The organism is Metabacillus idriensis, assembly GCF_050483325.1.
Taxonomy (GTDB): Bacteria; Bacillota; Bacilli; order Bacillales; family Bacillaceae; genus Bacillus_P; species Bacillus_P idriensis_A.
The window spans coordinates 90,692-115,030 of the sequence record NZ_JBCMYF010000035.1 but is presented as its reverse complement, the minus strand read 5'-3'; the positions used below and the strand labels follow the sequence as shown (position 1 = coordinate 115,030).

Sequence of the window (24,339 nt, the reverse complement as noted above, 5' to 3'; positions counted from 1 at the left end):
GTGATAAATGTGAGCAGAGCTAAGCGCAAGATCGACCATATACATCATGCTTTAAAAACAGGGCAGCTAAGAGAAAATGGATTTGATGATGTCATGTTTCTGCATCAGAGCTTGCCTGATACGGCTGTTCATCACATTGATCTGCACACTGAAATTGGCGAACTTGTTCTAAGTTCGCCAATTTTCATCAATGCAATGACAGGCGGAGGCGGCTTAGAAACAGTCAAAATTAATGAAGCATTATCCGCAGCAGCAGCTGAGTGCGGAATTCCGCTTGCTGTCGGCTCCCAAATGTCTGCTATTCGAGATGCTTCAGAAAGACCTTCCTATGAAGTGGTGCGAAAGGTTAATCAAAAAGGACTGATTTTTGCAAACCTTGGAAGTGAAGCAACGCCTGATCAGGCAAAAACGGCTATTGATATGATAGAAGCAAATGCTATTCAAATTCATTTGAATGTTGTTCAGGAATTGGTTATGCCGGAGGGCGACAGAGATTTCAGCGGTGCTTTAACAAGAATTTCTGCGATAGCAAATGCAGCAGAGGTTCCGGTTATTGTGAAAGAAGTTGGATTCGGCATTAACCGTGAAGCGGCCGAACAACTGAGAAATGCAGGCGTGGCAGCCATCGATGTCGGTGGATTTGGCGGAACGAACTTTGCAAAAATTGAAAACGAAAGAAGAAACAGACTGTTAGCTTATTTCAATGATTGGGGAATTCCAACAGCCGTTTCAATAGCAGAGTTAAGTTCATCAGTTAAAGACATCTCTATCATAGGGTCTGGAGGCATTCAAAACGCGATGGATATAGCTAAAGCAATTTCTCTCGGCGCATCAGGCGCAGGAATGGCCGGTTTCTTTTTGAAAATTTTGATGGAAGACGGCTATGATTCACTTGTTTCTGAAATTAAAAGCGTTCAGGAAGATTTAAGAATGATTATGACAGCCGTTGGAGCAGAAAGCATCCAACAGCTTCAGCAGGCACCCGTCATTTTATCCGGTATGACACATCATATTTTAACGGAACGAACCATTGACACAAAAGTGTTCAGCAATCGAATTATCGCAAAATAAAAATCCGCATCCTGTTACAGGGTGCGGATTTTGTTTTGGAGAAAGGGACTGTACAATAAGTCCCAAAATAATGCAGGCAGGAAAGACAATGTTATTTCCTGTCTCCCCGCGGAAAGGAACGAGCAAGATTTTTCATCAAAAACAACAAATGATGAGAAGACACACTTTCTGGACAGCCACTGTTTGCTGTGGGTGAAGAAACCCTGACTGCCTATTTATTTCGGGCTCTTGATTCCTCTGGGCTTTCTAAAGAAGTGGCTCCTTTATAATGCAGCGATTGATCTCGGTCAGATTCGACCCGTTTACTTGCTTTCAGCTTTTTTTCTTGACGGTCACGTCCCATTTCATATCCCTCCTTTTATTCCTTAGTATGACTCAAGCATCCGTTACACATGAATTCCATTTTATGAGGCCGCGATCCGCTGCAGCTCCAACTCCAATGTTTCCTTCAAGAAAGCTCAATTGATCCAGCATTCAATACATAAACAGCAATTTTCACCCGAGATGTGGATTAAATTTCAAAAAATCCTCCCATAATAGGAACAATAGGAGTGAGGATCGTGGACAATGTCTTTTACTATTGGATTTTGTGGGGAGCTTGGATTGTTGCAGCTTTTTTTCTTCAAAAATCTATCAGGCGAACATGGATATCAGTGATAATTTTAGCATTCATAGCGTGCGGGGAACTATTTGTTGAGGTGTCTTCCTTTTCAATTAGAGTTTCCTTTATTATGGCACTTTGTGCTGGTTATTATTTGGCCGCAGGAAGCATGCGGAAAGTTTATCACTTTTTTTCAGTAATGACGTTAACCAGTGCATATGCAGGCATTCATTTATTTGAAATCTTTGACCCTGTATGGTTTATAGTCGACCGCTTTTTTGTCATTATTGGGGTTATCAGTATATTAGCTCTTTATCTTGGGGAAAGTATGCGCGAGCGGTTAGGGCTGCTGATTCTTTCGATGAGTCAGGGAGAATTATTGTTTTGGGTCATCCTTGGAAAATTTCATGAAGGCTTAACAATTGGAACTTCTGATTATTTAAATATGGCTGCAATAGGCTTTTTTATCTTATGCACATGGACTTACTTAGAACAAGTGACGGCATCAATAAATCAGCAGGTTCAAAAATCAGCAAGGGGGAAGCAGGCATAAAATGAATGAATATACTCTTCCGATATTATTCGGTGTTGCTTTTGGTGTGGCTTCAAGACTATATATGCTGCGCACAGATTACAGACAGTACCCAACGTACTTGCATGGGAAAATCATTCATGTTGCACTGGGCTTTATTGCCGCAGGGCTTGGAACGATTGCCATACCCGCTATTATGGAGGAAGAATTTACTGCCATTACTTTTCTGACACTTGCTGCATCACAATTCAGAGAAGTGAGAAATATGGAAAGGAATACTTTAACGGAGCTTGACCGATATGAGCTTGTTTCAAGGGGGAGCACGTATATTGAGGGAATTGCCGTTGCTTTTGAAAGCAGAAATTATCTGGTCATTTTCACGTCTTTAGTGACGACGTTAGTTTATTTGGTTGTAAACGTATGGGCAGCCGCGGCTGCAGGAGTCATTTGTCTGCTTGTATCAAAAAAATTAATGGCAGGAAGTAAATTGAAGGATATCGTACATATTGAATATAAAGAACCTCATTTTGAAGGTGCAGGATTATATATAGATAATATATATATCATGAACATAGGGATACCTGACAAACAGAAAGCTGTATTAAAATATGGCATGGGCTTTATTTTGACTCCTAAAAATTATAATGCAAGAACGACAATTGCCAATTTAGGACAAAGACAGGCGATCCTGCACGATGTTTCAACCGCGCTTGGAGTCCACCGGGATTCAGGTGAACCATCCTTAGTGCCGCTTGCAAAACGTGATTTGGATGACGGGAGAGTAGGAGTATTCGTCCTTCCTCAAGGAGGAGACAAAGAGCTTGCCAAAACTGTAATTGGGGAAGTTCCGACACTTGAAAATGCAATAAGAATGCCAAGTGAGTCCAAAGCGAATAATGAAGGCGGGTCTAAACATTGAGTACATCACTTGAAAAATATATTCTGGCAGCGGTAACGACAAGCCCTGAAAAAGTAACAGGAGGTACAGCTGTTTTTGTAGTCAAAACAAAAGAGGAAATGGATTTTTACGCAAAGAATCTAGAGGCCATTTTAGATGGAATCGCACACGGTATCGGCGAAGATCTGTACATTATTGTAAAGCATTGAGTTGTACAACATGCCAAACTCTGCTAATATATAAAAGTTAAGCCCTTCCCGAAAATAGAGAAGGGTTTCTTTCATGAAAAGGGAAAGCTTATAATGTAAGATATGAACTTATATGTTGCCCGCATTAAAATACATAAACTGCAAGCTGAAAGGAAAGATTGCTATGGCTAAACCGGTAATTGCTATCGTCGGCCGCCCGAATGTAGGGAAATCGACGATATTTAATCGAATCGTTGGCGAGCGTGTTTCAATCGTCGAAGATATTCCAGGAGTAACAAGAGACAGAATATACAGTTCTGGTGAATGGCTGAACTACCAATTTAATTTAATTGATACAGGCGGAATTGATATTGGCGATGAGCCGTTCTTGGCGCAGATTCGCCAGCAGGCTGAAATTGCGATTGATGAAGCGGATGTTATTATTTTTCTGACAAACGGACGCGAAGGTGTGACTGCTGCTGATGAAGAAGTGGCAAAGATTCTCTACCGCAGCAAAAAGCCTGTTGTGCTTGCTGTAAACAAAGTTGATAATCCAGAAATGAGAGCAAGCATTTATGATTTCTATGCGCTTGGATTTGGAGAGCCTTTCCCGATTTCCGGTTCTCATGGACTGGGGCTTGGAGATTTGCTTGATGCAGTAGCTGATCATTTTAAAAATATCGTAACTGAAGAGTATGATGAAGAAACAATCAAATTCAGTTTAATCGGCCGTCCAAACGTTGGGAAATCTTCCCTTGTAAATGCTCTTCTTGGAGAAGACCGGGTCATCGTCAGCAACATCGCAGGCACTACAAGAGATGCGGTTGATACGAGCTACCGATACGAAGGCCAGGATTTCGTTATTATTGATACCGCCGGCATGAGGAAAAAAGGAAAGGTATACGAGTCTACTGAAAAATACAGTGTACTCCGCGCCTTAAAAGCCATTGACCGTTCAGATGTTGTGCTCGTTGTCATTGATGGGGAAGAAGGCATTATTGAGCAGGATAAAAAAATTGCAGGCTACGCTCATGAAGCTGGACGTGCAGTCGTGATAGTCGTCAATAAATGGGATGCAGTTGATAAAGATGAAAAAACAATGAAAGATTTTGAAACAAACATCAGAGAGCATTTCTTGTTCCTGGATTACGCTCCAATCGTTTTCTTGTCGGCAAAAACGACCCGCCGTATCCATACACTGCTGCCAAAGATCATTCTGGCCAGCGAAAATCACTCTCTGCGTGTTGAGACAAGCGTCCTGAATGATGTCATAATGGATGCTGTAGCGATGAATCCTACGCCTACTGATAAAGGAAAGAGATTGAAAATTTATTATGCTACACAGGTTGCAGTGAAGCCGCCGGCATTTGCTATTTTCGTAAACGAACCAGAATTAATGCATTTTTCATATGAGCGATTCCTGCAAAACAGAATTCGGGATGCATTTGGTTTCGAAGGCACACCAATTAAAATTTTCGCACGAGCAAGAAAATAATAGGGGTGAATAGGGATGGAACGAATTGCCGTTCTTGGTGCAGGCAGCTGGGGGACAGCGCTTAGTATTGTACTTGCAGATAATCAACATGAAGTTAGACTTTGGGGGCATCGCAAAGAGCTCATTCAGCAAATAAATGAAACCAACCGGAATCACAAGTATTTGCCTGATGTTGAGCTCTCAGATTCCATTAAAGGCTATACAGATTTAGCAGAAGCTCTGAATTCAGTGAATATCGCGGTTTTGGCTGTTCCGACAAAAGCAATAAGGGAAGTTCTGCAGGACGTAATACAAGTAATTGACCATAAGTTAACCATTGTGCATGTCAGTAAAGGAATTGAGCCTGATTCCCTTCTGCGCATTTCTGAAATCATTAAAGAAGAAGTGCCTGATGACCTTCTTCAGGATGTAGTGGTTCTATCAGGTCCAAGTCATGCTGAAGAAGTAAGCTTAAGACAGCCGACAACAGTAACATCTTCTTCCGATAACCTAGAAGCAGCAGAGCATATTCAGGATTTGTTTATGAATCAGCATTTCAGAGTGTATACAAACCCTGATGTCATCGGAGTTGAAATTGGCGGAGCTCTGAAGAATATTATTGCACTTGCGGCAGGAATCACAGACGGTCTTGGATATGGAGATAATGCCAAAGCTGCTCTTATTACGAGAGGACTTGCTGAAATAGCGCGTCTTGGCAGTATAATGGGCGGAAATCCATTAACGTTTTCAGGACTAACAGGTATTGGAGACTTAATTGTTACATGTACAAGTGTACACTCGAGAAACTGGCGGGCCGGCAATTTGCTTGGCAAAGGCCAAAAGCTTGAGGATGTGCTCGAAAACATGGGAATGGTAGTAGAAGGCGTCAGAACAACAAAAGCAGCCTATCAGCTTGCCAAAAAATATGAAGTGAAAATGCCGATTACAGAAGCCCTGTATGATGTATTATTTAACGATAAAGAAGTAAAAGATGCCGTTGATTCGCTGATGGCCAGAGTGAAAACACATGAGATGGAAGATCTTGTGAATATTAGTGAAAATCGCAGCTGAATCAAGTGGCATAAGGGGCGGAACGTGCATAGTATAGCTTGAGTTTGTGAAAGAATAACAATCTTACTCATGAAACGGACCACTAGGTGCAAATGCGTAAATCCCACTATAGCATTGAATCACATACTTACGTTTCCTCTCTGCTTATAAAAAATGGGTTGTATAATCCATGAAAATAGGCATTAGAGGATGCAAATGCTCAGAAATTCGCATAAAATGCATCGTAGTAAATTATGAGTTGCTCTAATCAATGGGATCCGATTAGTCTGTAGCAAAAAAATGGCTGAAGTAAAGCTGCCCCCTCTTTACTTCGGTTTTTTTTGTCATATAATAGGACAAGTCTTTCAGTTTTGCTGAAAGTGCGGGATACTCAGGTGCAATTCATCTATTCATACATAATTTCCTCAGCTTAAATGGCTGGATTTCAGTTTATAAAAAGTGGAAATGGGATAGAGGGAGATTTCATATTTATCATGAATGGGCTAAACAGGCGGTTTCGCTTTTCGTTATTGTCCAGCTCCACCGCCTAACTCCTCGGTCAGAACAGATTCCCCGAAAAAGTCAAAACCGGACTTTTCTGGTGAATCCTTATCTGTCATGCCTGAGCTAAACGGGCGATTCCGCTTTTCGTGGTGTCCAGCTCCTCGGCCAGAACGGCTCCGTCTGTAAAGGCAAAAAGCGCCTTTTCAGCCGGATCCTTATCTGTCTGTCGGAGCTAAACAGGCGATTCCGCTTTTCGTGTGATATAATATTTTCGGATAATAAGGGGAGGTAAGGGAATGAGTCCAGCGTTGATGAAGATGTGGATTGCTCTCGCTTCAATGGGGTTTATGTTTGTTGCGATTATATCAATCTATTTCAGCAGATTTAAAATGAAAGGGTTTTTAAAAATCGCTTTTGCGGCAATTGCCTATTTTTTTATGATTCTTGCAGGATTATTAATCTTTTTCGTTGTGTTCAGCGGACCTGTAAATGAATAATGGACTACACTATAAAGGAAGATTTTCATGAAAAAGCTTGCTTCACTAGTACCTGTTTTTTTTATCATGACACTGCTTTCAGGCTGCTTGTATCCTGATCAGGAGCTGAGCCAGAATCAGGTTCCGTATGAAGATCAGATAGCAGGGGTGCAAAATACTGTTGACCGGTTTAAAGAAGATTCAGGTGGTCTGATCCCGATTAAAACGAGAGATATGGAAACGCCGATCTATCAGAAATACCCGGTTGATTTTGCCCAGCTAGTGCCGAAATACATGGCTGAACCCCCTGGGACATCCTATGAAAGCGGCGGAGTTTACTTGTATGTTCTTGTTGATGTTGAAAAAAATCCGACTGTCAAACTGATTGACCTCAGAATCTCAGAGGAAATCCGTGATTTGAAAACGAGATTAAATGTGTATAAAGCATCCAACGGCTATCCGCCTTATAAAGATGTTATAGCTGAAAATGTGTTTACTTTGGACTATAAGAAGCTCGGCTATGAGGAAGCTCCTCATGCTGTAAGCCCTTATTCAGGAGAAATACTTCCTTTTGTGATCGATAATACGGGGGAAGTATATGTTGATTACCGCATTGATTTGAATAAAGTATTGAGTGAAAAGAATCATAAAGCGGCAGCCGGTGAAGATATTAGAGATCTATTGGCCGCTGACTCTCCGTTTGTTCCGGCCTTTTCCTTGCCGTATACCGTAAATGAAAAAAATGAACCTGTCTTTTTAGATAAATAAGTCATGAACCCTTCTTAAGAGAAATAAACTCTGAAAGAAGGGTTTTTCATTTTTTAACATCATATAAGAAAAATGAAATGAAAAAAATTTCAGATCACTGTCATAAATAAATAGGACAACGTCATAAATATATAGTGTCCTAAAACACGAAGAAGCAGACGGTCAATAACCCAAGAAGCCTATGATCGGGAGGGGATCACTTGGAAAAGGTAGATATTTTTAAGGATATCGCAGAGCGCACTGGCGGCGATATCTATCTCGGAGTAGTGGGAGCAGTAAGAACAGGCAAATCTACTTTTATCAAAAAGTTCATGGAGCAAGTCGTGCTTCCGAATATTGATAATGAAGCAGATAAGGCACGGGCGCAGGATGAACTGCCGCAAAGTGCTGCTGGAAAAACCATCATGACGACAGAGCCTAAATTTGTCCCAAATCAAGCGGTATCAATTCATGTTGAAGAGGGACTTGAGGTCAATATTAGATTGGTAGATTGCGTTGGCTATACAGTACCAGGGGCAAAAGGGTATGAAGATGAAAATGGGCCTAGAATGATTAATACTCCGTGGTATGAGGAGCCGATTCCTTTCCATGAAGCAGCAGAAATCGGCACACGCAAAGTGATTCAGGAGCATTCAACAATCGGTGTCGTCATAACAACAGACGGCTCAATTGGGGAAATTCCAAGAAGAGATTACATTGAAGCGGAAGAGCGTGTCATTGAGGAATTAAAGGAAGTCGGAAAACCTTTTATCATGATTATTAATACGGTTCAGCCTTATCATCCTGAAACTGAAACACTCAGAAGACAGCTCAGTGAAAAATATGACATTCCGGTTCTTGCAATGAGTGTTGAGAGCATTCGCGAAACAGATGTTATGAACGTTCTCCGCGAAGCGCTGTATGAGTTCCCTGTACTTGAGGTAAATGTGAATCTGCCAAGCTGGGTTATGGTACTGCGTGATAATCACTGGCTGCGCGAAAGCTATCAGGAAGCAGTTAAGGACACAGTTCAGGATATTAAGCGTCTAAGAGATGTCGACCGGGTAGTCGGATATTTCAGTGAATATGATTTTATTGACCGCGCAAGCCTTGCAGGCATTGAAATGGGGCAGGGTATCGCAGAAATCGACCTTTACGCGCCGGATGATTTATATGATCAGATATTAAAAGAAGTCGTTGGTGTGGAAATCCGCGGAAAAGATCACCTGCTGCAGCTTATGCAGGACTTTGCATATGCAAAAGCAGAATATGATCAAGTATCCGATGCGCTTAGAATGGTTAAACAAACAGGGTACGGCATTGCAGCGCCAGCTCTCAGCGACATGAGCCTTGATGAGCCGGAAATTATCAGGCAGGGTGCAAGATTCGGTGTCCGGCTGAAAGCTGTGGCTCCATCGATTCATATGATTAAAGTGGATGTGGAGTCAGAATTTGCGCCGATTATCGGAACAGAAAAACAAAGTGAAGAGCTGGTTCGATACTTAATGCAGGATTTTGAAGATAATCCCCTGTCCATCTGGAATTCAGATATTTTCGGACGCAGCCTGAGTTCAATTGTAAGGGAAGGCATTCAGGCGAAACTCTCGTTAATGCCTGAAAATGCCAGATATAAGCTAAAAGAAACACTCGAACGGATTATTAATGAAGGATCTGGCGGTTTAATCGCGATTATTCTATAGAATAGGGAAGAGAACAGATGACCACAAAAAGTGGTCATCTTTTTGTCTTTAAAAATAGTTTTCAATCTGATGACAAACTGCTTACAAAATTTTATTTTAGTAAAATTAATCTTTACTTCTTTCTCAATGTGTATTAGTGTCTTTAATAAGTTTTACATATTTCAAAATAACATTTGCATGAGCGGTTATTTTTTTGTAAAATAAGTTCTTTATAGGAATGCACGTTCGCTGAAAGCAGCTCCGCATATTGATTTATCTAGGTTTTATAAAGGTTTCTCCTTGCTTAGCGAAAAAGGATGTGTTAATCTACTATCAGAAATTATTTTCTGCATTGGTCGATTCTTCCTTGAAACCCAATATTCATGCGGAAAATCATTGAATTATAGCCGTTAATCGTATAAGATTAGCGTGTTAACAGTAAAATGCATATCTATCATGTATAGATTCTGCATAATCTGTGAAGAAATGAAAATAACAGAATGCTTTTATTGCTTAACAAACAATCTTTGGGAGGAGGTGAAAGGCATGAATAAAACAGAACTTATCAACGCGGTAGCAGAAGCTAGCGAATTGTCTAAAAAAGATGCAACCAAAGCGGTTGATGCTGTTTTCGATACACTTTTAGATGCACTTAAAAACGGTGATAAAGTACAATTGATCGGTTTTGGCAACTTCGAAGTACGTGAGCGTGCGGCTCGTAAAGGACGCAACCCACAAACTGGCGAAGAAATCGAAATCGCAGCAAGCAAAGTGCCTGCGTTCAAACCAGGTAAAGCTCTTAAAGACGCTGTTGCTGGAAAATAATGTGCTCTTACCCGTGTATGATGCATAAAATACATACACAAAAATGCCATGGATAGCCCCTTTTAAAGGGGCTTTTCCTTTGTTCTGGAAAAAAGAGAAGAGATGCCTGCCGCATGAACTTCACAAGATACATCATTTTTTGCTTTTAATCTCTTATCTATGCTAGAATCTGTATCAAATATATTGTTTTTAGGAGGATATGTATGGGGCAAATCAATACTCAGCAGATCGAAGAGGCGGTAAGGCTCATCCTTGAGGCGATAGGGGAAGATCCAAATCGCGAAGGACTGCTTGATACACCCAAGCGTGTTGCTAAAATGTATGCCGAAGTATTCTCTGGACTTAATGAAGACCCAAAAGAGCATTTTAAAACCATATTCGGCGAAGACCATGAAGAACTTGTGCTTGTAAAGGATATTCCATTTCATTCGATGTGTGAGCATCACCTTGTTCCGTTTTTTGGAAAGGCTCACATTGCATACATACCAAAAGGCGGAAAAGTAACGGGGCTGAGCAAGCTTGCAAGAGCTGTTGAAGCTGTTTGCAGAAGACCCCAGCTTCAAGAAAGAATTACCTCGACGATTGCGGACAGCATTGTTGATTCATTAGAACCGCATGGTGTCATGGTGGTTGTAGAAGCAGAACACATGTGCATGACAATGCGGGGAGTCAAAAAGCCAGGAAGCAAAACAGTGACATCAGCTGTCAGAGGTGTTTTTGTGAAGGATCCTGCAGCCAGAGCTGAAGTATTATCATTTATTAAAGAATAAAGATTCGGGGGTGTACATATGAAAGACAACACAAATGATTTTTTAGTGATAAAAGCGGTGGAAGATGGAGTGAATGTCATCGGTCTTACCCGCGGATCAGATACTAGATTTCATCATTCAGAGAAACTGGATAAAGGCGAGGTCATGATTGCACAGTTTACAGAGCATACATCTGCCATCAAGATAAGAGGCAAAGCGATTATTCAGACCAGCTACGGAGAAATAGAAAGCGACTCCAGAAGATAATTTTCTGACTGCTGCAATTATGGTATAATATTTAGTATTCAGAGCTGTGACTGTTTGTTGCTGTTGCTGATTTTTTCGAAAAAATTTCTATTTACATGGGGACAAGGGTGATTCATTTGCAAGACATCTATGTACAAATGGCTAAGATTAAAGACGCGCTGCACGTAAAGCTCACTCATCCATTTTTAGCAAAATATATACCTTCTCCTGTGATTGATGAAGATAAACTGCTCCTCTTCTATGCTTTGTTCGATCAGATTGATCTTCCCGATGAAAAAAAAGAGAATTACATAATTACAGCGATGCTTGTGCAAATTGCCCTTGATACTCATGATGAAGTATCCACTTCCGTTCATTTAAAGCAGGAAGAGTTCATGCAAAGACAGCTTATTGTTCTTGCAGGAGACTACTTCAGCGGACTGTATTACGCGTTATTATCAGAAATGCAGGATATTGGAATGATTCGAACGTTAGCAACGGCAATAAAAGAGATAAATGAACATAAAATTCGCCTGTACGAAGAGACTGTCAGTGATTTTGATTCATTCGTTGCAAGTATCATAAAAGTAGAAACGGCTCTATTTCAGCATGTTTCTGATTATTTTCAGGCAGGCTTATTCTCTAAGCTATCGACAAAATTTTTATCATACAAGCGCTTAATGCTCGAGAAAAACAGATACAACGCAGAATCTTTATCGATCATGAGGAATTTGGAGAACAAGAAGAAAAATATCGGCACAATCGAATTTACCGGAGTATATCTGAAAGAGTTTTGCAACCGTTATTTCGAAGAAACATCCGAACTTTTAGAAAGTTGTTTTCAGCAGCCCTCCTCTCTGCAGAAAGTCCTGTTAGCAAGATTGCAGTCATTCAAGTATAATCAGGATATAAGATACACTACGCTTGCGGAAGAAGGTTTATGAAATGCAGCAATCCAAAGAAGAAAGAGTCCATTCTGTATTTGAAAAAATATATAAAAACTACGATAAAATGAATTCAGTCATCAGTTTTCAGCGCCATATTGCCTGGCGCCGCGAAACAATGAAACGAATGAATGTCAAGCAAGGATCGATTGCCCTGGATGTTTGCTGCGGCACGGCTGACTGGACGATTGCAATGGCTGATGCGGTAGGCGGGAGAGGCCGTGCGGTTGGTCTTGATTTCAGCAGCAATATGCTGAAAATTGGCAGAGAGAAAATAAAAAATTACTCCAATATCGAATTAATTCACGGCAATGCCATGGAACTTCCTTTTGAAGACAACACCTTTGATTATGTAACGATTGGTTTTGGTCTTCGGAATGTTCCAGACTATATGACCGTGCTTAAAGAAATGCACCGCGTTGTAAAGCCAGGCGGGAAAGTGGTCTGCCTCGAAACCTCCCAGCCGACAATGATCGGATTTAAGCAGCTTTATTACGGTTATTTCCGATTTGTGATGCCTGTTTTCGGAAAACTGTTTGCTAAGAGCTACAAAGAATATTCATGGCTGCAGGAATCAGCCAGAGATTTCCCGGGAATGCGTGAACTTGCACAGATGTTCAGAGATGCCGGCTTTAAAGAAGTAGAAGTGAAGCCTTTTACAGGCGGCGTTGCGGCTATGCATCTAGGGTGCAAGTGATTCTGTCAATTGCAGCTTTTTTGTTTTTAATTCTGTCCAATTCTTTCTTTGAGAATAAAAGGCGCAGGAATCAGATGCGGACATATTTACTGCAATTGATCAAATAGACCAGCCATGTTTTAAAAATGCGAGTATTTAGGTGAATTGAATGAAATTTAAAATGGCGTATTCGTTCTTAAATGCAGATCTTGATCTGATTGAACAGGAACTTGAAAAAACGGTAAGCTCAACAGAACCTCTGTTAAGCGAGGCAGGGCTTCATCTTCTTCAGGCAGGGGGAAAGCGTATCCGCCCTGTTTTTGTATTGCTTTCTGCTATGTTTGGCGAATATGATATCGATAGAGTTAAAAAAGTGGCCATCGCTCTTGAAATTATTCATATGGCATCATTAGTACATGATGATGTGATTGATGATGCTGAGCTCAGACGGGGGAAACCGACTATTAAAGCAAAGTGGGACAACCGCATTGCCATGTATACAGGGGATTATTTATTTGCGAGATCACTTGAGGTTATGACATCTTTAGAAAATATTGCCGCACATCAAATCCTTTCAAAAACAATTGTGGAAGTATCTCTTGGTGAAATTGAACAAATAAAAGACAAATATGATTTTGACCAGAATCTGCGTGTTTATTTAAAGCGCATAAAAAGGAAAACAGCTTTATTAATCGCTGCCAGCTGCCAGCTTGGAGCGATTGCAGGCGGTGTTCCGGAATCCATACATAAAAAATTATTCCTGTTCGGCTATTACGTGGGGATGTCTTTTCAAATTACAGATGATATTCTCGATTTTACCTCTACTGAAGAAGAGCTTGGAAAGCCTGTTGGAGGAGATCTGCTGCAGGGCAATATTACCCTTCCAGTGCTGTATGCAATGGAAAATCCCGGGCTGAAAAACAAAATCAGCAAGGTTGCAAGTGATACAGACGAAAAGGAAATGGCTGAGATTATTGAGGCCATCTTATCTACGAATGCAATAGAGCGGTCTATACAAGTCAGTGACATGTATCTTCAAAAAGGTTTCAGCATTTTAAACCAATTGCCGAAAAATCGGGCAAGATCTGCTTTATCCAATATTGCAAAATATATTGGAAAAAGAAAATTTTAAATTCCTCCGCCCCATACGATTGCGAAAACAGTGAAAAAATGGTACGATTTGCGTGGGGCATGAAAGCCCATACATAACAATCGCGGGGTGGAGAAATTACGATGGAAAAAACATTTATGATGGTCAAACCTGATGGCGTTCAGCGTCAGCTTATCGGGAAAATTATTTCTAGATTTGAAAGTAAGGGCTTACATTTAGTTGGGGCTAAATTAATGCAAATTCCGGTTTCACTTGCTGAACAGCACTACGGGGAACACAACGGGAAGCCATTCTTCGGAGAATTAGTTGAATTCATCACATCCGGACCAGTTTTCGCTATGGTTTGGGAAGGGGAAAATGTGATTGAAATCTCCCGCACGATGATGGGGAAAACAAAACCAGCCGAAGCATTGCCTGGTACAATAAGAGGCGACTATGGTTTATTCGTAGGAAAAAACATCATCCACGGATCTGATTCACCGGAAAGTGCAGAGCGCGAAATCAACCTATTCTTCAAACAAGAAGAATTAGTAGAATACGACAAAGATATCCATAATTGGATTTACTGATCCGCTTAAAAAGCCAGCAGAGATGCTGGCTTTTCTCCTGTTTAAATATCCCTTCCCATTAAACCTTTCCATATATATATTTAAGAGTTTTCAGATTTTTTTATTAAGGGGTCACAAGAGACTGACACTTTCCGATATACTATACATAGAGGGAAATACTGCAGGAGAGTTGAGCCAGATGGAATATATGCAATTTCAAAATGAGTTAAAAAAGCTGACGGGTATAGATCTTAGTCTTTATAAAGAGGCACAGATGAAAAGAAGAATTACCTCTCTTTATTTAAAAAGAGGGTTTAACGGTTTTAAGGAGTATGGATCAGCACTTCAAAAAGATAAGGAGCTGCTCTATGAACTTCTGGACAGAATAACGATCAATGTAACAGAGTTTTATAGGAATAAGAAGCGCTGGGATCTATTGGAGTCTGAATTGCTGCCTGCTATGCTGAGCGGGTCCCGGCCGCTGAGAATATGGAGCGCAGCCTGTTCAACTGGTGAAGAGCCTTATACAATCGCAATGATTCTGTCAAAATATATGCCATTGCGCTCGATAAAGATCCTGGCAACAGATTTAGACGAAAATGTCATAGCCAGAGCAAAGCTCGGGATGTATCCGGAAAGAAGTCTTGCCGAGCTGCCGGGTGAGATGAAGATCAAATATTTTGTTCAGGATGGGGCAGGCTATCAAATTAGCAAAGATATCATAGAGACTGTACAATTTAAAAAACACAATCTGCTCTCAGACCCTTTTGAAAGCGGATTTGATTTGATCATTTGCCGAAATGTGCTGATTTATTTTACGGAAGATGCTAAGAATATGCTTTATCATAAGTTTTCAAAGGCTTTGAAAAACGAAGGTATCTTCTTTATAGGCAGTACGGAACAGATTTTTTACAGTCAGCAATATAACCTTGAATCAGCTGGCACCTTTTTTTACAGAAAAATACAGATATAAACTTTCTATTCAATTTTTCATACATATGGTATAGTGTTACTTAAAAGCGTTAGTGCGCTGAAGGGAGAGCTTTAGATGAGATACTTAACAGCAGGAGAATCACATGGACCGCAGTTAACCGCTATTGTTGAAGGAGTGCCGGCGGGGCTGACAATTACTGCAGAGGATATTAACCTCGATCTATCGCGCAGACAAAAGGGACATGGCAGAGGAAGAAGAATGCAGATTGAGAAGGACGAGGTTCAGATTACAAGCGGAATCCGTCATGGAAAAGCACTTGGCTCTCCAATCGCACTTGTAGTTGAGAATAATGATTGGAAACATTGGACGAATATTATGGGAATCGAGCCTTTAGAAGAAGGCGAAGAAAAAGATATTAAGCGCCAGATCAGCCGTCCGCGGCCTGGACATGCTGATTTAAACGGAGCGATTAAATATGGGCACAGAGATATCCGCAACGTGCTTGAACGTTCTTCTGCCCGTGAAACAACAGTCAGAGTTGCGGTTGGTGCAGTAGCTAAGAAGCTATTGTCAGAGCTTGGCATTAAAGTTGCAGGCCATGTAGTTGAAATCGGTTCAATCAAAGCTGAAAAAACAGATTATGCGTCTATTGAAGAATTACAGAGGGTCACAGAGGAGTCGCCTGTCCGCTGTCTGGATGAGAATGCTGGATTGAAAATGATGAAGGCAATTGATGATGCTAAGAGCAATGGCGATTCCATCGGCGGTGTCGTGGAAGTGATTGTAGAAGGTATGCCTGCCGGAGTAGGAAGCTACGTTCATTACGACCGCAAACTTGATTCGAAAATTGCAGCAGCAATCGTCAGCATCAATGCTTTTAAAGGTGTTGAATTTGGCATCGGTTTTGAAGCTGCCCGAAGATTTGGCAGTGAAGTACATGACGAAATTATTTGGAGCGAAGAGAGCGGCTACTCACGCAAAACGAATCGCTTAGGCGGTTTAGAAGGCGGAATGTCAACGGGCATGCCAATTGTAGTCAGAGGTGTCATGAAGCCAATTCCAACCCTTTATAAGCCTCTTCAAAGTGTTGATATTGAAACGAAAGAACCTTTTTCAGCCAGCATCGAACGTTCTGACAGCTGTGCTGTGCCTGCAGCAAGTGTAGTTGCGGAAGCAGTTGTGGCATGGGAAATTGCGAATGCAATCCTTGAACAATTCGGTTCAGACCGAATGGATGCAATCCGTGAGCACGTTCAGGAAATGCGCGAGTATGCGAGGAAGTTCTAATGATGAATTTGCTTATTGAAACTGCTTCCGGATCATATCCCGTTTCAGTAGGAAGAAATATCATTGAAACTGAACTGACTGAGCAAGTAAATGCAGTAAAGCCTTCAAGTATATTGATTATTGCTGATGCAGCTGTTCAAAGCCTTTACGGTGAGCGGCTGCTGAATGCATTGAATCATTCTTATAAGACGGAAGTCTACGTTGTACCGAGCGGGGAAGAGTATAAATCTTTCCAATCTTTTTATGATATTCAGACACTCGCCCTTAAACTTGGACTTGACCGGAAATCTCTCATTCTTGCGTTCGGCGGAGGAGTCATTGGCGACTTGGCTGGTTTTGCTGCCGCCACATATATGAGAGGCATCCCGTTCATACAGCTTCCGACTACTTTGCTTGCGCATGATAGTGCGGTTGGAGGGAAAGTCGCGATTAACCACCCGGAAGGAAAGAATATGATCGGTGCGTTTCATCAGCCGCGGGCAGTCATTTATGATCTGGCTTTTCTTTCGACATTGCCTGTTCATGAGCTCCGTTCTGGATTTGCAGAAGTGATAAAACACGGTCTGATTGGAAATGCAGATTTCTATCATTGGCTGACGTCTGAAATATCTGTACTCGATGATCTGGATGATGAAAAACTTCAGCATATGATTCTTGAAGGGATTCGAGTAAAAGCGGCAGTAGTAAAAGAAGATGAAAAAGAAACCGGAGTCAGAGCCCACCTTAACTTTGGCCATACCCTTGGACATGCGATTGAAGCTGCCGAAGGATATGGAAAGATCAGCCACGGTGATGGTGTTGCCATTGGCATGCTTTTTGCAATCTGGCTCAGCGGGAAGATTCACAGCTCCAGTTTTCCTTATGAAAAAATGAAACATTGGTTTGATAAATTAGGATTTCCGGTTGAAGTGCCTGAAGGCTTATCAACGGATGATTTAATCAGCAGAATGCAAAAAGATAAAAAGTCGCATTCCGGGACGATTACAATGATTCTGTTAAAAACAATCGGAACACCGGAAATTTCATCTTTCGAAAGAGATCAATTAAGATCCTTGCTAGATACATGGAGACAGGAGGGGTCAGTTTGATTCGTGCAATTAGGGGAGCTGCTACAGTTGACCGCAATGATGAAAATCAAATCATCAAGGCAACTGAAGCTCTTTTTTTAGAAATGATTGATAAAAATAATGTAAAGCCTGAAGATGTCGCATCTGTTCTGCTCTCAATGACAGCAGATTTAGATGCGGTGTTTCCTGCGAAAGCTCTGCGAAACTTTGACGGGTGGGAATATGTTCCTGTCATGTGCATGCAGGAAATCCCTGTAGCAGGAAGTCTTGAAAAGTGCATCAGGGTCATGATGACAGTGGAGACTGTCCTAAATCAAAAAGAAGTAAAGCATGTCTATCAGGGGAAAGCGATTGTGCTAAGACCCGATTTAACAGGAAAAGAATAAACTCAATTTCTAGATTAGTGTCTGATGTTCCTCCATTTGCCGGGTGCATCATTCGTTGACAGAAAACAGCATGTATATTAAGATAGACCCCAAGAATAGAAATTAGAAGAGAGCTTCTAATATGTTCCAGTGCGTTAGATGAGTATAGTGAGCAAGTCAGAGCAGTACAGTGAAAAATCAATTAGTTTAGCATAGTTTAGGGTAGCCGAGAATGAGTGAGTTTAGCTGAGGTCTTTTATATTTTCCGTTACGGTTAAGACTACCCAAAAACAGAGATTCTTTGTTTTTGGGTTTTTTCGTTTTACCGCAGCGTCCGCTTAAAACCTCCTAAATACTTATTCTCCACAATGCTGGAGGAGTGAGTACTTATGTTTCATACCGATTTTGCCTCATTTAAACATGATAGCATGAGCTATCAAACCATACCTGTTATTAAATCTTTTCAAGTAGATACGTTCACCCCTATTCAGCTTTTTAAAGTGTTTGAAGATGAAGCGGTGTATTTACTGGAAAGCAAAGACGAAGAATCGTCATGGTCACGTTATTCATTTATTGGATTAAATCCTTTTTTGTTCATTGAAGAAGAAAATGACCGCTACTGCGTGAGGTCTAAACAAAGAAAAACCATCTATGAATCTTCATCTCTTAAAGAAATCTTTCAATGGATGGACGGCTATTTAAAAGTAAAGCTGCCAGATCTTGATATTCCGTTTGCAGGGGGTGCTGTAGGCTATTTAGGATATGATTCTGTCACAATGTTTGAACGCGTTCCAAAGCACACCAATCAAGATTTGAATTTTAAAAAGTGCCTATTATTCGTTTGCCATACGATGATCGCATTCGACCATATTGATAGAACCCTCTCGTTTATCCATTACGAACGCCTCTCCGGAAAAGAGTCAGATGGAGGCAAGCGGGCAGTTTATGAAATTGCTGAAGCTAAGATCAATCAGCTTATCTCAAAGCTAACCGAAAAAAGAGATTTCAATGATTTGATGCTCTCTCCGACGGATCAGGCATCTGTTTCGTTTGAAGGAGTAACCTCTAATTTTGAAAAAGCTGATTTTCTGGAGTCAGTTGAAAAAATAAAAGAATACATCAGGGCAGGGGATATATTTCAGGGTGTTCTTTCTCAAAGATTCGAACTGCCAATAACAGCTAAAGGCTTTGACTTATATCGAATGCTGAGGGTTGTGAATCCTTCGCCTTACATGTTTTACATCAAATTTGATGAGACTGAGCTGATCGGCAGTTCTCCTGAGAGGCTGATTTACGTGCAGGACGGCTATCTCGAAATACATCCGATTGCAGGAACCAGAAAACGCGGTAAGACGGAAGAAGAGGACCTTAGGATGGAAGAAGATCTCAGAAGCGATGAAAAGGAAAAAGCAGAGCATTATATGCTTGTTGACCTGGCAAGAAATGATATTGGCAGAGTAGCTGATTACGGGTCAGTCAAGACTCCGGTGCTAATGGAACTCGGACGGTTTTCACACGTGATGCATTTGATTTCAAAAGTGACCGGCCAATTAAAAACCGGAACACATCCCATTGATGCTCTCCTTTCCTCATTCCCTGCCGGAACGGTATCAGGCGCCCCTAAAGTGCGGGCCATGCAGATTCTGCAGGAGCTTGAACCGACAGCGAGAAACGCTTACGCAGGGTGCATCGCTTATATTGGATTTGACGGCAATATTGATTCATGCATTACAATCAGGACCATTTCTTTGCAGGGCGGAAAAGCTTATGTTCAGGCAGGAGCCGGAATTGTAGCAGATTCAAAGCCGGAACTTGAATGGAAAGAAACGAGAAATAAAGCAAGCGCCTTAATAAAAACCATTGAACTTGCAGAAAAAGTGTTTGGCAAAAAGGAGGAGGCAGAAAATGAAAACATTACTCAGCAAATGCATTGAAGGACACACGCTGACAGAAGAAGAGGCAAGGGCTGCCATGAATCAGGTAATGGAGGGAAAAGCCACTTCCAGCCAAATCGCAAGTTTCATTTCCATTTTAAGGTTCCGCGGTGAAACGGTTGACGAGCTAGTCGGTTTTGCAAAAGCAATGAAACAGCATATGACCCGCATTGATTATGCAGAGGAACTGATTGATACATGCGGAACAGGCGGAGACGGGACATCGACATTTAATATTTCGACTGCATCAGCCATTCTTGCCTCTGCGCTCGGAGTAAAAGTAGCAAAGCACGGCAATCGGGCAATCTCATCTAAAAGCGGCAGTGCAGATGTGCTTGAACAGCTTGGGATCTCCATTCAAACTACACCTGATGAAGCGAAGCACGCTCTGCAGGCTTATGATATGAGTTTTCTGTTCGCGCCAATCTACCATTCTTCCATGAAGCATGCTGTAAGCCCGAGACAGGAAATCGGCTTCAGAACGGTTTTTAACCTTCTTGGCCCATTGGCAAACCCTGCTGATGCCAAGCGCCAGGTTATGGGAGTGTTTTCTACAGAGTATGCAGAAAAAATAGCCTTTGCCCTGCGCGAGCTTGGCTCAGAACATGTTCTCCTTGTTACAGGGAGAGATGGCCTCGACGAATGCAGTATTACAGGTGTAACAGATATTGTTGAACTGAAAAACGGCAAGATTGACCGTTATGAAATAACCCCGGAAGAGATGGGACTGCAGCGCGGTGAATTAAAAGACATCCAGGTCGAGAGCCCGGCTGAAAGTGCAAAATTGATTCTGGATGTGTTCGAGGGGAAGCGCAGCGGTGCTGCTGCGGACATTGTTGCACTGAATGCCGGTGCTGCTTTATATGTATCAGGCAAAACGGATTCACTGGCTGATGGAGTAAGAAAAGCCGCAGACGCGATCATAAATGGCACAGCCTATCGTCAGCTAGCCCGTCTCCAAAGAAAGAAGGAGGAGCAGTATGCTTACTAAAATTCTTGAAAAAAAACGGGAAGAAATGCTTTCTCTGACTATTCCCGAAAGAACGAACGTATCTGAACGGTCATTTTACAGCGCCTTGAAGCTTTCAAACCGGAAACCGGCTTTAATCGCGGAAGTGAAAAAGGCTTCTCCTTCTAAAGGCGTCATTAAAGAGAATTTTCATCCTGTGGAAATTGCAAAGGCTTATGAAGCAGGAAAAGCGGATTGCCTCTCTGTTTTAACAGATGAAAGCTTTTTTCAGGGCCATCGTGATTTTATAGCGGAAATTAAGAAAGATGTCAGTCTCCCGGTTTTAAGAAAAGATTTCATTATTGATCACAAACAAGTTGAGGAATCAAGAAATATAGGGGCAGATGCCATTCTTTTAATAGGAGAGGCGCTTGATGCTAAAGAGCTGCACGAACTGTATGTGCATGCTTATGAGCTCAGAATGGATGTTTTGGTGGAAGTGCATTCTCTCGCAGTCCTGGAAAATGTTCTGTCTGAGTTCACCCCTAAAATACTTGGTGTGAATAATAGAGATCTTTCAACCTTTAAGACAGATATCCATCAAATAAAGACAATAAGCACTTCCGTTCCAAAAGATACACTGCTTGTGAGTGAAAGCGGAATTTATACATTTGAAGATGTAAAAACGGTTCAGCAAGAAGGCGCTCATGCCATTTTAGTCGGAGAATCACTCATGCGAAGCGAGAATCAAACAGCTGCGATCAAAGCTCTTTACGGAGAAGAAAATGAGTAAACCTTTGATCAAATTATGCGGAAATCGCTCTTTGGAGGATTTGAAACTGACAAGCAAGTCCAATGCAGATTATCTCGGACTTATTTTTGCAGAAAGTAAGCGAAAAGTAGAAGCTCTGGATGTAAAAGAGTGGTTAAAAGAAGTGGATATGGAAGATAAACAAATAGCGGCAATATTTGTAAATGCCCGAATTGATGAAATAGAACAGGCCATAAATGATCTTCCAATCGCTGTCATTCAATGCCACGGCTCAGAGACAGTCAAAGAAATAGCTGAAATCAAGCATCATTTTAAGAGGGATGTATGGAAGGCATTGCCCCATTATGAGGGAACACTGTCTGATATGAAATTATATGCAGAAGCAGCGGACGGCTTTGTGATTGATTCTAAAGTCAAAGATGCTTTCGGAGGAACAGGCCAGACATTTGATTGGTCAAAAGTGCCGTGTTATATACAGACCGCTGATGAGTTGAACAAAACGCTCTTCATTGCAGGAGGCATTACTCCTGACAATATTGAACAGCTGCTCGGGCTTCATCCGCCGGGACTTGATATTTCAAGCGGGATTGAACAAAACGGAAAAAAAGATGAGGCAAAATTGACAAGGCTAGAAGAAAGGGTGAATGATTATGTATCAGTTTCCAGATGAATTTGGCAGATTCGGAGATTTTGGAGGGAAATATGTACCTGAAACGTTAATGCAGCCGCTTGAAGAATTGCAGGAGGCATTTGCAGAAGCTGCAGCAGATCCTGCATTTATGAACGAATACCACCGTCTTCTCATTGAATATTCCGGAAGGCCGACAACATTGACCTATGCAGAAAACATAACGAAAAAACTTGGGGGAGCAAAGATTTTCCTGAAACGGGAGGATCTTAACCATACAGGCGCACACAAAATCAATAATGCAATTGGCCAGGCCCTTTTGGCACAGAAAATGGGGAAAACAAAAATTATTGCAGAGACAGGTGCAGGACAGCACGGTGTCGCGGCAGCAACGGTTGCTGCAAAATTTGGCCTTGAATGCAAAGTCTTTATGGGGGAAGAAGATGTGATCCGGCAGCAGCTTAACGTCTTTCGGATGAAACTGCTCGGGGCAGAAGTTATCCCTGTTCACAGCGGAAATAAAACGCTGAAGGACGCTACGAACGAAGCGATCAGATACTGGGTTCAGCATTGTGAGGATCATTTTTATATGATCGGTTCAGTAGTAGGCCCTCATCCATACCCGCAAATGGTCAGAGAGTTTCAACGAGTCATAGGAGATGAGGCAAAACAGCAGCTGGCAGAACGAATGGATTGTCTTCCTGATAAAGTAGTAGCATGCGTCGGCGGAGGAAGCAATGCAATTGGCATGTTTGCAGCCTTTATTGAGGAAGATGTGGAGCTTGTCGGCGTTGAAGCGGCAGGCAAAGGTGTTGATACACCTCTCCATGCTGCTACAATCACCAAAGGCACAAAAGGAGTTATTCATGGTTCACTCACTTACCTGATTCAGGATGAGTACGGGCAAATTATTGAACCATACTCCATTTCAGCCGGGCTTGACTACCCTGGTATTGGACCAGAGCATGCACACCTTGCAGACACAGGCCGGGTGAAATATGAGAGCGTAACAGATGACGAGGCATTAGAAGCGTTAACTGTCTTAGCAAAGGAAGAAGGAATTCTTCCTGCTATTGAATCCGCTCATGCTCTGGCAAAGGCTTTCCATCTTGCTGAGAAAATGGATCCAGATGAAACGCTGCTCATCTGTTTATCAGGACGCGGAGACAAAGATGTCCATACACTCATGGAATCACTTGAAGGGAGCGATAAGAATGCAGGAATACTTGCAGAAGCAGCTAGCGCAAAATAAGAAATTATTTATCCCGTTTATAACAGCAGGCGATCCAAGTGGAGAAGCCACAATCGGACTCGCCCTTACTCTCCAGAAGGCTGGAGCTTCAGCTATTGAGCTTGGCATCCCGTATTCAGATCCCCTTGCGGACGGTCCGGTCATCCAAAGGGCTTCGCAAAGATCCCTGTCGGCCGGTATGAATATTGTAAAAGCCATGGAACTCGTTCCTTCAATGCGAGAAAGGGGTCTAACTATTCCAATAATTCTTTTTACGTATTATAATCCTGTGTTACAATTAGGAAAAGAATCCTTCTTTGCTTTAGCGGAAAAAAACACGATAAACGGACTGCTGATTCCGGATCTTCCCTTTGAAGAGAGCGGAGATTTGAGAGATTCATGCAAGCAGCACGGCGTCACGTTTATTTCAATGGTAGCCCCTACATCTGTTTCTCGGCTAAAGAAAATTGTGTCAAATGCAGAAGGCTTTCTGTACTGTGTTTCATCGTTAGGTGTAACAGGTTCGCGAAAGACGTTCGATCAGCGCATTTTCGATTTTCTGAATGAGGTAAAAAGAGAAGCATCTGTTCCTGTCGTTGTCGGTTTCGGTGTCTCTTCAAAGGAACACGTAGAAGAACTGTCAAAAGTATGTGACGGAGTTGTTGTAGGCAGTGCACTAATTGAAGAAGTCGAGAGGTTATCTTCAAAACTGAAAGAGGCTGATTCATTGGGTGCTGCCCTCCTTGAGTTTGAAGAAAAAGCTTCCTCCTTTGTTTTAGATGCTAAAGTAAGCACAGGATGAAACGCGCAGCAAGCGAAGAAATCTTCGCTTTTATTACAGAAGAGGTGTCCA

General features: G+C 41.8%; 27 protein-coding genes. 26 read left to right on the top strand and 1 reads right to left on the bottom strand.

All coding sequences use genetic code 11. The annotated features are described in order from the left end of the window. Positions 1 to 9 precede the first annotated feature (9 nt). Entirely contained in the window at positions 10 to 1,071 is a 1,062-nt protein-coding gene (gene fni / locus ABEQ24_RS20925) for a type 2 isopentenyl-diphosphate Delta-isomerase (protein ID WP_430008588.1), read from the top strand. A gap of 211 nt (positions 1,072 to 1,282) precedes the next feature. Here fni and ABEQ24_RS20920 read toward each other — a convergent pair whose 3' ends face one another. Continuing rightward, entirely contained in the window at positions 1,283 to 1,414 is a 132-nt protein-coding gene (locus ABEQ24_RS20920; RefSeq protein ID WP_070877552.1) for a YpzI family protein, read from the bottom strand. A 217-nt stretch (positions 1,415 to 1,631) separates the two neighbouring features. On the opposite strand from ABEQ24_RS20920, the gene ABEQ24_RS20915 reads away from it, so the two are divergent. From ABEQ24_RS20915 to trpA, 25 genes are all read left to right on the top strand, one after another. Then, on the top strand, positions 1,632 to 2,225 hold the full coding sequence (locus ABEQ24_RS20915; protein WP_430008587.1) for a YphA family membrane protein: 594 nt from the start codon (positions 1,632 to 1,634) through the stop codon (positions 2,223 to 2,225). Between the two features lies 1 nt (position 2,226). Next, positions 2,227 to 3,123 (top strand): YIEGIA family protein, encoded by an 897-nt coding sequence (locus tag ABEQ24_RS20910; RefSeq protein WP_430008586.1) that lies wholly within the window; start codon positions 2,227 to 2,229, stop codon positions 3,121 to 3,123. Further along, a complete protein-coding gene (locus tag ABEQ24_RS20905) occupies positions 3,120 to 3,311 on the top strand; it encodes a capping complex subunit for YIEGIA (protein ID WP_070877549.1) in 192 nt (63 codons plus the stop codon). Before ABEQ24_RS20910 ends, ABEQ24_RS20905 begins: the two co-directional genes overlap by 4 nt. Positions 3,312 to 3,474: 163 nt before the next feature. Further along, positions 3,475 to 4,785, top strand: a complete 1,311-nt coding sequence (gene der, locus ABEQ24_RS20900) for a ribosome biogenesis GTPase Der (protein WP_430008585.1) — start codon at positions 3,475 to 3,477, stop codon at positions 4,783 to 4,785. 15 nt (positions 4,786 to 4,800) lie between these two features. Beyond that, entirely contained in the window at positions 4,801 to 5,835 is a 1,035-nt protein-coding gene (locus tag ABEQ24_RS20895) for an NAD(P)H-dependent glycerol-3-phosphate dehydrogenase (RefSeq protein WP_430008584.1), read from the top strand. 779 nt (positions 5,836 to 6,614) lie between these two features. Then, on the top strand, positions 6,615 to 6,815 hold the full coding sequence (locus ABEQ24_RS20890; protein WP_070878173.1) for a DUF2768 domain-containing protein: 201 nt from the start codon (positions 6,615 to 6,617) through the stop codon (positions 6,813 to 6,815). Between the two features lie 27 nt (positions 6,816 to 6,842). Next, positions 6,843 to 7,562, top strand: a complete 720-nt coding sequence (locus ABEQ24_RS20885; RefSeq protein WP_430008583.1) for a hypothetical protein — start codon at positions 6,843 to 6,845, stop codon at positions 7,560 to 7,562. Positions 7,563 to 7,762: 200 nt separating this feature from the next. After that, positions 7,763 to 9,241: a stage IV sporulation protein A gene (gene spoIVA / locus ABEQ24_RS20880; protein WP_430008582.1), complete on the top strand. Its 1,479-nt coding sequence runs from the start codon at positions 7,763 to 7,765 to the stop codon at positions 9,239 to 9,241. A 525-nt stretch (positions 9,242 to 9,766) separates the two neighbouring features. Next, the gene (gene hbs, locus ABEQ24_RS20875; protein WP_029280242.1) at positions 9,767 to 10,045 is read left to right on the top strand and encodes a non-specific DNA-binding protein Hbs; all 279 of its coding nucleotides are present in this window, start codon (positions 9,767 to 9,769) and stop codon (positions 10,043 to 10,045) included. A gap of 203 nt (positions 10,046 to 10,248) precedes the next feature. Beyond that, a complete protein-coding gene (gene folE, locus ABEQ24_RS20870; RefSeq protein WP_430008581.1) occupies positions 10,249 to 10,815 on the top strand; it encodes a GTP cyclohydrolase I FolE in 567 nt (188 codons plus the stop codon). Positions 10,816 to 10,833: 18 nt separating this feature from the next. Beyond that, a complete protein-coding gene (gene mtrB / locus ABEQ24_RS20865; RefSeq protein ID WP_133310347.1) occupies positions 10,834 to 11,061 on the top strand; it encodes a trp RNA-binding attenuation protein MtrB in 228 nt (75 codons plus the stop codon). Between the two features lie 116 nt (positions 11,062 to 11,177). Continuing rightward, positions 11,178 to 11,984, top strand: a complete 807-nt coding sequence (locus ABEQ24_RS20860; protein ID WP_430008682.1) for a heptaprenyl diphosphate synthase component 1 — start codon at positions 11,178 to 11,180, stop codon at positions 11,982 to 11,984. A gap of 1 nt (position 11,985) precedes the next feature. After that, positions 11,986 to 12,681, top strand: coding sequence for a demethylmenaquinone methyltransferase (locus ABEQ24_RS20855; protein WP_430008580.1), 696 nt, complete (start codon positions 11,986 to 11,988; stop codon positions 12,679 to 12,681). A 148-nt stretch (positions 12,682 to 12,829) separates the two neighbouring features. Continuing rightward, positions 12,830 to 13,792 (top strand): heptaprenyl diphosphate synthase component II, encoded by a 963-nt coding sequence (gene hepT, locus ABEQ24_RS20850; RefSeq protein ID WP_430008579.1) that lies wholly within the window; start codon positions 12,830 to 12,832, stop codon positions 13,790 to 13,792. A 101-nt stretch (positions 13,793 to 13,893) separates the two neighbouring features. Then, complete coding sequence (ndk, locus tag ABEQ24_RS20845; RefSeq protein WP_430008578.1) at positions 13,894 to 14,340, top strand: nucleoside-diphosphate kinase; 447 nt, start codon at positions 13,894 to 13,896, stop codon at positions 14,338 to 14,340. A 178-nt stretch (positions 14,341 to 14,518) separates the two neighbouring features. Then, complete coding sequence (locus ABEQ24_RS20840) at positions 14,519 to 15,292, top strand: CheR family methyltransferase (protein ID WP_430008577.1); 774 nt, start codon at positions 14,519 to 14,521, stop codon at positions 15,290 to 15,292. 75 nt (positions 15,293 to 15,367) lie between these two features. Continuing rightward, the gene (aroC, locus tag ABEQ24_RS20835) at positions 15,368 to 16,540 is read left to right on the top strand and encodes a chorismate synthase (RefSeq protein ID WP_430008576.1); all 1,173 of its coding nucleotides are present in this window, start codon (positions 15,368 to 15,370) and stop codon (positions 16,538 to 16,540) included. Continuing rightward, entirely contained in the window at positions 16,540 to 17,628 is a 1,089-nt protein-coding gene (gene aroB, locus ABEQ24_RS20830; RefSeq protein WP_430008575.1) for a 3-dehydroquinate synthase, read from the top strand. The genes aroC and aroB overlap by 1 nt, the downstream gene beginning before the upstream one ends. Beyond that, complete coding sequence (gene aroH / locus ABEQ24_RS20825) at positions 17,625 to 17,993, top strand: chorismate mutase (protein ID WP_430008574.1); 369 nt, start codon at positions 17,625 to 17,627, stop codon at positions 17,991 to 17,993. Before aroB ends, aroH begins: the two co-directional genes overlap by 4 nt. Positions 17,994 to 18,361: 368 nt before the next feature. Further along, positions 18,362 to 19,906, top strand: coding sequence for an anthranilate synthase component I (gene trpE, locus ABEQ24_RS20820; protein ID WP_430008573.1), 1,545 nt, complete (start codon positions 18,362 to 18,364; stop codon positions 19,904 to 19,906). Continuing rightward, positions 19,878 to 20,897 (top strand): anthranilate phosphoribosyltransferase, encoded by a 1,020-nt coding sequence (trpD, locus tag ABEQ24_RS20815; RefSeq protein WP_430008572.1) that lies wholly within the window; start codon positions 19,878 to 19,880, stop codon positions 20,895 to 20,897. Before trpE ends, trpD begins: the two co-directional genes overlap by 29 nt. Then, positions 20,887 to 21,648, top strand: a complete 762-nt coding sequence (gene trpC / locus ABEQ24_RS20810) for an indole-3-glycerol phosphate synthase TrpC (RefSeq protein WP_430008571.1) — start codon at positions 20,887 to 20,889, stop codon at positions 21,646 to 21,648. The genes trpD and trpC overlap by 11 nt, the downstream gene beginning before the upstream one ends. Further along, positions 21,641 to 22,297, top strand: coding sequence for a phosphoribosylanthranilate isomerase (locus ABEQ24_RS20805; protein WP_430008570.1), 657 nt, complete (start codon positions 21,641 to 21,643; stop codon positions 22,295 to 22,297). Before trpC ends, ABEQ24_RS20805 begins: the two co-directional genes overlap by 8 nt. Then, on the top strand, positions 22,278 to 23,507 hold the full coding sequence (gene trpB / locus ABEQ24_RS20800) for a tryptophan synthase subunit beta (protein WP_430008569.1): 1,230 nt from the start codon (positions 22,278 to 22,280) through the stop codon (positions 23,505 to 23,507). Before ABEQ24_RS20805 ends, trpB begins: the two co-directional genes overlap by 20 nt. Beyond that, the gene (trpA, locus tag ABEQ24_RS20795) at positions 23,470 to 24,288 is read left to right on the top strand and encodes a tryptophan synthase subunit alpha (protein WP_430008568.1); all 819 of its coding nucleotides are present in this window, start codon (positions 23,470 to 23,472) and stop codon (positions 24,286 to 24,288) included. Before trpB ends, trpA begins: the two co-directional genes overlap by 38 nt. Positions 24,289 to 24,339: the final 51 nt, after the last annotated feature.